The sequence below is a fragment of the Thermus arciformis genome (assembly GCF_900102145.1).
GTDB lineage: Bacteria > Deinococcota > Deinococci > Deinococcales > Thermaceae > Thermus > Thermus arciformis.
Map to the genome: position 1 here is coordinate 1 of NZ_FNBC01000068.1, position 5731 is coordinate 5731.

The 5731-nt window shown below is 67.7% G+C and carries 6 protein-coding genes and 1 pseudogene; 1 reads left to right on the top strand and 6 read right to left on the bottom strand.

Annotation, left to right across the window (positions count from 1 at the left end; genetic code table 11):
- Nucleotides 1-313, bottom strand: a 313-nt coding sequence (locus BLP62_RS13095) for a helix-turn-helix domain-containing protein (protein WP_143004362.1), incomplete at its 3' end; no start/stop codon positions are given.
- Here BLP62_RS13095 and BLP62_RS13100 point away from each other — a divergent pair.
- Nucleotides 312-578: a hypothetical protein gene (locus tag BLP62_RS13100; RefSeq protein WP_241374326.1), complete on the top strand. Its 267-nt coding sequence runs from the start codon at nucleotides 312-314 to the stop codon at nucleotides 576-578. The genes BLP62_RS13095 and BLP62_RS13100 overlap by 2 nt on opposite strands.
- On the opposite strand, the gene BLP62_RS13105 is transcribed toward BLP62_RS13100, so the two are convergent.
- From BLP62_RS13105 to BLP62_RS13125, 5 genes and pseudogenes are all read right to left on the bottom strand, one after another.
- A complete protein-coding gene (locus BLP62_RS13105) occupies nucleotides 563-1003 on the bottom strand; it encodes a universal stress protein (protein ID WP_093008720.1) in 441 nt (146 codons plus the stop codon). The two genes, BLP62_RS13100 and BLP62_RS13105, sit on opposite strands and share 16 nt — an antisense overlap.
- 3 nt (nucleotides 1004-1006) lie before the next feature.
- The gene (locus BLP62_RS13110; RefSeq protein ID WP_093008721.1) at nucleotides 1007-2731 is read right to left on the bottom strand and encodes a ribonuclease J; all 1725 of its coding nucleotides are present in this window, start codon (nucleotides 2729-2731) and stop codon (nucleotides 1007-1009) included.
- A gap of 61 nt (nucleotides 2732-2792) precedes the next feature.
- Nucleotides 2793-4934 carry a polyribonucleotide nucleotidyltransferase gene (pnp, locus tag BLP62_RS13115; RefSeq protein ID WP_093008722.1) on the bottom strand — a complete coding sequence of 714 codons (2142 nt, stop codon included), beginning with the start codon at nucleotides 4932-4934 and terminating at the stop codon, nucleotides 2793-2795.
- 58 nt (nucleotides 4935-4992) lie between these two features.
- Nucleotides 4993-5262, bottom strand: a complete 270-nt coding sequence (rpsO, locus tag BLP62_RS13120) for a 30S ribosomal protein S15 (RefSeq protein ID WP_093008723.1) — start codon at nucleotides 5260-5262, stop codon at nucleotides 4993-4995.
- 119 nt (nucleotides 5263-5381) lie between these two features.
- Nucleotides 5382-5731: pseudogene (locus BLP62_RS13125) on the bottom strand (IS5-like element ISTth7 family transposase); the annotation flags it as partial.

The following is a 5731-nucleotide window of genomic DNA, read 5'->3' on the forward strand; positions in this document are numbered from 1 at the left end:
ACAGGCCCCCGTCGGGTGGGGGGCCCTGGAGGGCCTCCAGGACCCTCCTCTGCTCCTCCGGGGTCAGCTTGGGCTTCTGGCCCGGGTTCTGGTGCCGCTTGTCCTTCAAGCCCTCCGGCCCTTCCCGGTTGTAGCGCCGCACCGTCTCCTGGACCCAGCGGGTGGAGCTGAGGGTGATTTTGGCGATCTCCTTGGCGGCGAGTCCCCGCTTGGCGTGGTAGACGGCCAGGAAGCGATGCTTCTCTATCGGGTCCTTGGCCTTCTTGACCCTCCGCCACAGCTCGTTCAGGGTCAGGTGGTCGGCCACGGTCATGGACGAAGAATACAACAAGAAAGGGTATAACCTCTTCAACGCCTTGATCCTGGCCTGGGACGAGGCCCTCTACCCGGGGGCCTTCTTCCTGGAGGCGCACTCCAGCCACCTGGCCGCCGTCTTGGTGGCCTTGGCCATGTACGGCGTGGTGCTCGTGGGGATGAGCTACCAGGCGGCGCGCAAGCTGGCGGTGCTCTCCTGGGACACCCTCTTCCTCCTCGCCCTCTACCTCCTGGGGCTCCTTTGGCTTTACGCCCTGCGGTGAGGCACCAGGAGGACGGGCTTGGGGCTCCTCCGCGCCACATCCCGGGCCACGCTCCCCAGGAGGAGGCGGTCTAGCCCCGTGCGTCCGTGGGTGCCCAGGACCACGAGGTCGTGCTTTTCCGCCTCCTTCAGGATGACCTCCGCCGCCAGGCCCTCCAGGAGGTGGGCCTCAAAGGGTAGGCCCAGCTCCTCGGCCATGCGGGTGGCCCGGTCCAGGGCGGCAAGCCCCTCCTTGCGCAGGTCCTCCACCAGCTCCTGGTAGTAGGGGAGGGTTTCCGGGCCCAGGAGAAGCCTCGGTCCCAAGGGCTCCAGGGCGTAGAGGAAGGCCACCTTGGCCTTTAGGGCTTGGGCCAGGCGGAGGCCCTCCCGCACTCCTCTCTCCGCCGCCTCGCTTCCGTCCGTGGGCAGGAGGATGGACCGGTACATCCCTCACCCCTCTATGACCACGGGCAGGATCATGGGGTCTCGGCCCGTGGCCTTCTTCAGGAACTTCTTCACCGGGTAGTAGATGTCGTCCCGGATGCGCTCCAGGGGCTTTTTCTCCCGCATCCCGGCGAGGAGGGCCTCGAGGGCCATGCGCCGGACCTCTCCCAGAAGTTTTTCCCCCGCCTTCACGAACCCCCGGGAGACCACCTCCACCACGGGCTCCTCGTCCGCCAAGGCGGTGATGACCACCAGGCCCTCCTCGGCCATGTGGCGGCGGTCGGCCAGGATCTCCTCGGTGATGTCCCCCACCCCCAGGCCGTCCACGTAGAGGGCCCCGTGGGGCACCTCCCCCACCTTCTCAAAGGTCTCCCGGGTGAGGCGGTAAACGGCCCCGTTCTCCCCGATGAGGGTCTTTTCCGGGGGGCGGCTCATGGACTCGGCGAGCCACTTGAAGTTCACCTGGTGCCGCACCTCCCCGTGCCAGGGCAGGAAGAACTTGGGGGTGGTGAGGTTGAGGATGAGCTTCAGCTCCTCCTGGGAGGCGTGGCCCGAGGCGTGGACCTTGTAGGTGGGGGGGTAGAGGACGTAGGCTCCCAGGGCGTAGAGGCGGTTGATGACCCGGTTCACCGCCTCCTCGTTCCCGGGGATGGGGCTTGAGGAGAGGATCACCGTGTCCCCGGGTTTGATGGCCATCTTGGCGTGCCCCTCAAAGGCCAGGCGGTGGAGGACGGACATGGGCTGGCCCTGGCTTCCCGTGGCCAGGATGAGGACCTGGTGGTCGGGGAGGTCCGCCACCTCCTCCAGGGTGTAGAGGCGGTCCTTCACCTTGAGGTAGCCGAGCTCCAGGGCGATGCGGCTGAACTTCAGCATGCTCCGCCCCTCCATGGCCACCTTCCGCCCGTACTTCTCCGCCGCCCAGATCACCGACTGGATGCGGTGGATGTGGCTGGCGAAGGTGGTGACGAAGACCCTTCCGGGGGCGCGGCCGATGACCCGGTCCAGCTCCTTGGCGATCTCCATCTCGCTTGGGGTGTAGCCGGGCCGTTCGGCGTTGGTGGCGTCGGCGATGAGGAGCAAAACCCCTTCCGCCCCCGCCTGGGCCACCTTGGCCAGGTGGGAGACCTTCCCGTCAATGGGGGTGGCGTCCAGCTTGAAGTCCCCCGTGTGGACGATGGTGCCGATGGGGGTGCGGATCACCACCCCGGAGTTGTCGGGGATGGAGTGGGTCATGCGGAAGAGGTCCAGGGTGAAGTACCGCCCCACCTGGATGCGGTCGTCGGGGGAGACCTCCTTGAGGTTGAAGGCCCCGGGCCTAAGGCCGAACTCCTCCAGCTTCCCCCGGAGGAGCCCCAAGGTGAGCCTCGCCCCGTAGATGGGCACCGGGCTTTCCTTGCCGAAGACCATGGGGAGGAGGAAGGGAAGGCCTCCGATGTGGTCCTCGTGGCCGTGGGTGAGGACCCAGGCCTTGATCTTTTGGCGGTTTTCTATGAGGTAGTCCACCCGGGGGATGAGGAGGTCCACCCCGGGCATCCCTTCCTCGGGGAAGGCGAGCCCCCCGTCTAGGACGAAGATCTCGTCCCGGTAGCGGAAGGCGGTGATGTTTTTGCCGATCTCCCCCATCCCCCCCAGGGGGATGATCTCCACAGCCTCCTGGCCCCCTCCCTGGGGCAGGGCCTCCTGCGGCCTGCGCCGCCGCCTCCTTCTGGGCTTGCGCTCTGGGTTTTCCATGGGTCTCCTTTCCGCCCGGAAAGTCCGGGCCTTGGCGTCCCCGCCTCAAGACGGCCTCTGTTTAGCGCCGCCTCGGGGGGATCTTGCCTTCCAGCTCGGGGCGGATCAGGTCAATCTTGCCCCGTTCGTCAATGCGGTGGACCTTGACCTTGATCACGTCCCCCACCTTGAGGTGGTCCTCCACCCGCTCCACCCGGCCCGGGGCGATCTGGCTGATGTGCAAGAGCCCTTCGGTGCCGGGGAAGAGGCTCACGAAGGCCCCGAAGGGGGTGATCTTGGTCACCGTGCCCTCGTACACCTCGCCCACCTTGGCCTCGCGGGTGAGGTCTTCTATGCGCTTCTTGGCCTCCAGGGCGGCCTCGAGGTCGCTGGAGTAGATGCGCACCGTCCCGTCCTCCTCAATGTCCACCTCCACCCCAAGCTCCTCCAGGGCGCGCACGTTCTTGCCCCCGGGGCCGATGACCAGGCCGATCTTCTCCACGGGCACCTTGAGGGAGAGGATCCTTGGGGCGAAGGGCTTGAGCTCGGGGCGGGGGGCGGGGAGGACCGCCTCCATCAGGTCCAGGATCTTGAGCCTGGCCTCCCGGGCCTGGAGGAGGGCCTCCTTCAGCACCTCCCGGGGAAGGCCCCCCACCTTGTTGTCCATCTGCAAGGCGGTGACCCCCTGGCGGGTCCCGGCCACCTTGAAGTCCATGTCGCCCAGGGCGTCCTCGAGGCCCAGGATGTCCGTGAGGATCACCGCCCGGTTCCCCTCCCACACCAGGCCCATGGCCACCCCGGCCACGGGGGCCCGGATGGGCACCCCGGCGTCCATGAGGGCCAGGCACCCGGCGCAGACCGTGGCCATGGAGCTAGAGCCGTTGGACTCCAGGACGTCCCCCACCACCCGGATGGTGTAGGGGAAGTCCTCCTGTTTGGGAAGCACCGCCTTGAGGGCCCGCTTGGCCAGGTTTCCGTGGCCCACCTCGCGGCGGGAGACGCCCCTTAGGCGCTTCACCTCCCCGGTGGAGAAGGGCGGGAAGTTGTAGTGGACCAGGAAGGGGTCCGTCTCGTCAATGCCCAGGTCGTCAATGATCTGCTCGTCCCGGCCCGTGCCCAGGGTGACGGTGCCCAGGACCTGGGTCTCCCCCCGGGTGAAGACGGCGGAGCCGTGGGCCCGGGGCAGGACGTCCACCTCAATCCAGATGGGCCTGAGGTCCTTGGGCCCGCGGCCGTCCGCCCGCTTGCCCTCCTCGAGGACGAGCCTTCTGAGCTCCCGCCGCACCACCTCGTCAAAGGCGCTCTCGTAGAGGGGCTTTTTGCCCTCGTCCGGGGTGCCGTCCTCCCCCTTGGGGAGGGCCTCGGCGATGAGGCGTTCGGCGAACTCCGAAAGGGCCCGGCTCCTTTCCCCCTTGCTCGCCGTCTGGAGCACCTGGGAGAGGCCCCTTTCCAGGGCCAGGCGGTAGAAGGCCTCCTTCTCCTCCTCGGGGAGGCTTTCCGGGGGGGTCCAGGCCATCTTGGGTTTGGCGAGTTCCCGGGCCATGGCCTCCTGAAGCTCCAGGATGGGCTGCATTTCCCGGTGGGCGAACTCCAGGGCCTGCACCAGGAGCTCCTCGTCCACCTCGTTCGCCCCGGCCTCCACCATGAGGATGGCCTCCCAGCTTCCCGCCACCACCAGGTCCAGCGCGCTTTCCTCCAGCTCCTGGAGGGTGGGGTTTAAGACCAGCTGCCCCCCGATGAGCCCCACCCGCACCGCGGCCACCGGGCCTTCCCAAGGGATGTCGGAGAGCATGAGGGCGGCGCTGGCCGCCGTAGGCCCCAAGATGTCCGGGGGGTTCTTCTGGTCCGCGGAGAGCACGGTGACGATCACCTGGACCTCGTGGCGAAACCCCTTGGGGAAAAGGGGCCTGATGGGGCGGTCCGTCATGCGGGCGGAGAGGATGGCCTTCTCCCCCGGGCGGCCCTCCCGCCGCATGAAGCTCCCCGGGATCTTGCCCACCGCGTAGTGTCGCTCCTCAAACTCCACGGTGAGGGGCAGGAAGTCGGCCTCCACGGGGTTCTCCGAGGCCTGGGCGGTGGCCAGGACCACGGTGTCCCCATAGCGGACCACCACGGCCCCCGAGGCCTGTTTGGCGTACTTCCCGGTCTCCAGCACCAGGGGGCGCCCGGCCACCTGGACCTCGTAGCGGAAGGCTTTGGGGGTGTTGGGTGTGGCTTCTGGCATGGCTAACCTCAAGGGAAAGGCGGAGCCCTAAGGCCCCGCCCCCGACCTAGGTTCCAGTTTACTTCCTAAGCCCCAACTTCTCAACCAGGGCCTGGTAGCGCTTTGGGTCCTCCCGCTCCAGGTACCGCAGGAGCCTGCGCCTTTGCCCCACCAGCATCAGGAGGCCCCGGTGGGAGTGGTGGTCGTGCTTGTGGGCCTTGAGGTGCTCGGAAAGCCGGTTGATCCGCAAGGTGAGGAGGGCCACCTGCACCTCGGTGCTCCCCGTGTCCCCGGGGAAGCGGGCGAACTCGGCGATGACCTTCTGCTTCTCTTCCTTGCTGATGGGCATCTTTACCTCCGTCAGGGGAGAAGGCGCCTTAAGCCCCTTCCTCCTCAAAGGCGGGCGTCCCCCGCCAGACCCTAAGCATAGGGAGGCTTGGCCTTGCCGTCAACCAGGAAGGGGCTTGCCTAGTAAATCGCCTTGTACCCCGGAGGGGGCGGGAGAAGGGAGAGAAGAACCCTAAGGCCGTAGGCGATGAGCTCCAAAAGCGCCCGCGCCATGGCCGTCCAAGGCTTCCGCTCCCAAAGGTACCCCCCACCCAGCCGCGTCTTCATCCCCCCAAACACCCCCTCCACCACCCCGCGAAACCGGTACACCTCGGGGTCCCACCCCTCCCGCGCCCGCACCCGCGCCTCCTCCCTGGCCTCGCCCCCGCCCCGAAGCCGGATCACCGGCCGCACCCCCGCCTCCCCCAAAACCCCCCACACCTCCTTCCCGTCAAACCCCGCGTCCGCCAAAAGCCACCCCCGGGAAGGAG

What these genes read in the sequence shown, in the direction of transcription:
- BLP62_RS13100 (WP_241374326.1), top strand. Translation starts at nt 312, where the DNA reads ATGGACGAAGAATACAACAAGAAAGGGTATAACCTCTTCAACGCCTTG.
- BLP62_RS13105 (WP_093008720.1), bottom strand. Translation starts at nt 1,003, where the DNA reads ATGTACCGGTCCATCCTCCTGCCCACGGACGGAAGCGAGGCGGCGGAG.
- BLP62_RS13110 (WP_093008721.1), bottom strand. Translation starts at nt 2,731, where the DNA reads ATGGAAAACCCAGAGCGCAAGCCCAGAAGGAGGCGGCGGCGCAGGCCG.
- pnp (WP_093008722.1), bottom strand. Translation starts at nt 4,934, where the DNA reads ATGCCAGAAGCCACACCCAACACCCCCAAAGCCTTCCGCTACGAGGTC.
- rpsO (WP_093008723.1), bottom strand. Translation starts at nt 5,262, where the DNA reads ATGCCCATCAGCAAGGAAGAGAAGCAGAAGGTCATCGCCGAGTTCGCC.